Here is a 2,996-nt window from a genome sequence, read left to right as displayed (position 1 = left end):
GCAGTAATAGTTGGTACAGGTTTTATTGGGTTTGAAATGGTTGAAAATTTAATTGAAGAGAAATTAAATGTGACAATACTTGAAAAAGCAAATAAAATAACACCAAATTTAGATGAAGATATGGCACAGTATTTAGAGAATACATTAAAGAGGAAAGATGTAAAAATTATTAAAGATACTGATATTAGTGAAATTTCAAAAGAAAAAGTAATACTTGCAGATAAAACTGTTTTAGATAGTGATATGGTTATTATGGCTACAGGGGTTAGACCTAATGTAGACTTAGCTAGAGAATGCAAAATAGAAATAGGCATTACAGGGGCAATAAAAGTAGATAATAGAATGGAAACAAATATTAAAGATATTTATGCTTGTGGGGATTGTATAGAAACTTTTTCTTTAATAACAGGAAAATCAATATATAGACCACTAGGATCTACTGCAAATAAAACTGGAAGGATTGCAGGTGATGCTTTAACTGGAGGAATTTTAAGATATAAAGGCAACTTAGGCACAGGAATATTTAAATTGTTTGATATGACTATTGCAAATACAGGTTTATCTGAAAAAGAAGCGTTGTCTGAAGGATATGATATAGTTGTATGTCACAATATAAAACCAGATAAACCATCATATTTTCATGGCAAGGAAATGGTTATAAAAGCAATTGCAGATAAGAAAACTGAGAAAATTCTAGGTGTGCAAATAATAGGTTATGAAGGGGTGGATAAGAGAATTGATGTATTTGCAACATTGATTACTTATGGTGCAAAGGTAGATGAATTATTCCATCTTGACTTAGCATATGCACCACCATTTTCTACTACAAAAGATCCAGTTCATTATACAGGAATGATTTTAGATAATGTAATAAACAATAGAAGACCTATTATAACTAGTAGTGAACTTGAAAACTTAACTAAAAAGGGAGAAAAAGTTCAAATAATAGATGCAAGAGTACCTAAGCAATATGATGAAGCTCACGTTTGTAATGCAGAAAATATGCCTCATAGTAGTTTAAGAGATGATTTAGCTAAGTTAGATAAAGGAATTACTACTGTAACTTATTGCAATAAAGGTGTTACAGGAAATGCAGCACAGAACATTTTAATTAATCATGGATTTAAAAAAGTATATAATTTATCAGGTGGTAACAAATTTTATAAGGAATCAAAAATAAAGAAAGTAAATAATAAATAGGGGGAAAGACATATGTCAGAAAATAAAGGAAAAGGGTTAGGTGTATTTGAAAAATATTTAACATTATGGGTAGCAGCATGTATTGTTGTTGGAATTGCGGTAGGAAAATTTTTACCTATAATACCAGATACACTAAATAAATTTGAATATTATAATGTATCAATTCCAGTTGCAATATTAATTTGGCTTATGATATATCCAATGATGTTAAAAATAGATTTTACAAGTATAGTTAATGCTAGTAAAAAACCAAAGGGACTTATATTAACTTGTGTAACAAATTGGCTTATAAAACCATTTACAATGTATGCAATTTCATGGTTCTTTTTTTACATTGTATTTAAAAGTTTTATACCAGTAAATCTTGCTAAAGAATATTTAGCAGGAGCAGTATTACTTGGAGCAGCGCCATGTACAGCAATGGTATTTGTATGGAGTCATTTAACAAAAGGAGATGCAGCCTATACTTTAGTTCAAGTTGCAGTTAATGATTTAATAATTTTAATTGCATTTGCACCAATAGTAGCATTTTTACTTGGCGTTGGTAATGTAACTGTACCAATGGGAACATTACTTCTTTCAACAGTACTATTTGTTGTTATTCCGCTAGCTTTAGGATATACAACAAGAACTGTATTAATAAAGAAAAAAGGTGAAGATTATTTTAATAATATATTTTTAAAGAAGTTTGACAATGTAACAATAATAGGATTACTTTTAACACTTATAATATTATTTTCCTTCCAAGGAGATATTATTTTAAATAATCCACTTCATATTTTATTAATAGCAGTACCACTTACAATTCAGACTTTCTTTATTTTTACTATTGCTTATGTTGGAGCAAAATTACTTAAACTTCCTCATAACATTGCAGCACCAGCAGGAATGATAGGTGCAAGTAATTTCTTTGAACTTTCAGTAGCAGTAGCTATATCATTATTTGGTTTACAAAGTGGGGCAGCTCTTGCAACTGTAGTTGGAGTACTTGTTGAAGTTCCAGTAATGCTTGCTCTTGTTAAAATAGCTAATAATACTAAGGGGTGGTTTAAGAATAATTAAATAGTATAAAATTTATTAAAATAATTAATAAACTTAAATGTATTTTACTGAAAGATAATAGTATGAATTTATTAGAGATTGTAATTAATTTATGTTAAGAAAAAGAGTATATATTAAATAAATATAAAGGGGCGTTAAATATGAAGTATTATATTATAAGTTATAGTTCACAAATTAGATTTAGTGGAGAAAGAGTTTTTTTTAGTAAAGCTATAGATATTGATCCAGTTGATTATTTAATAAGTATAAAGGAAGAGGAAAATAAAAAGAAAATGAGCCATTATACAGGATTTGTTCTTAATTTCTTCAGTGAAATAAGCAGGGAGCAGTATTTAAAATTAGCAGATAATTAACAAATAAATTAAAAAGACAGATTATTTGGTCTGTCTTTTTAATTAAAGCAATTCTCTGTACAATTTTAGGCAATTAATGTTCTAAATATCTGTATAATGTAGATTTACTAATTCCAGTTTCTTTTTTTATTTCACTTAAACTATATTTTTTACTTTCATACATAACAATAGCACGTTTTACATTCTCATCAGGTTTCTTTGGTCTTCCTGGAGTTACTCCTTTTTGCTTTGCTTCATATAATCCTTTTTTTGTTTTTTCACTTATAACATCACTTTGAAATTTAACAAGATGTTTTATAATTTCAGTAAAAGTATATCCATTCTTATTACTTGTATCAATTTTTTCATTAATAGATTGAAAAAACGCTTCTTTTTTATCTA

The 2,996-nt window shown here is 27.7% G+C and carries 4 protein-coding genes; 3 read left to right on the top strand and 1 reads right to left on the bottom strand.

The genetic code is table 11. The features are described 5' to 3' along the window. The 3 genes from NG904_RS13515 to NG904_RS13505 form a co-directional block, all read left to right on the top strand. Positions 1–1,200 (top strand): FAD-dependent oxidoreductase (locus NG904_RS13515; RefSeq protein ID WP_252232021.1); only part of this gene is annotated, 1,200 nt, incomplete at its 5' end. A 12-nt stretch (positions 1,201–1,212) separates the two neighbouring features. Beyond that, positions 1,213–2,262 carry an ACR3 family arsenite efflux transporter gene (gene arsB, locus NG904_RS13510; RefSeq protein WP_252232019.1) on the top strand — a complete coding sequence of 350 codons (1,050 nt, stop codon included), beginning with the start codon at positions 1,213–1,215 and terminating at the stop codon, positions 2,260–2,262. A gap of 140 nt (positions 2,263–2,402) precedes the next feature. After that, positions 2,403–2,615, top strand: a complete 213-nt coding sequence (locus NG904_RS13505; RefSeq protein WP_252232017.1) for a hypothetical protein — start codon at positions 2,403–2,405, stop codon at positions 2,613–2,615. A 73-nt stretch (positions 2,616–2,688) separates the two neighbouring features. Here NG904_RS13505 and NG904_RS13500 read toward each other — a convergent pair. Further along, a partial coding sequence (locus NG904_RS13500) for a helix-turn-helix domain-containing protein (protein WP_252232015.1) occupies positions 2,689–2,996 on the bottom strand: 308 nt, incomplete at its 5' end.

The organism is Clostridium sp. ZBS15 (assembly GCF_023845705.1).
Classification (GTDB): Bacteria; Bacillota; Clostridia; order Clostridiales; family Clostridiaceae; genus Clostridium; species Clostridium aquiflavi.
The sequence above is the reverse complement of the archived record's forward strand: the minus strand, read 5'-3'. Positions and strand labels throughout refer to the sequence as shown.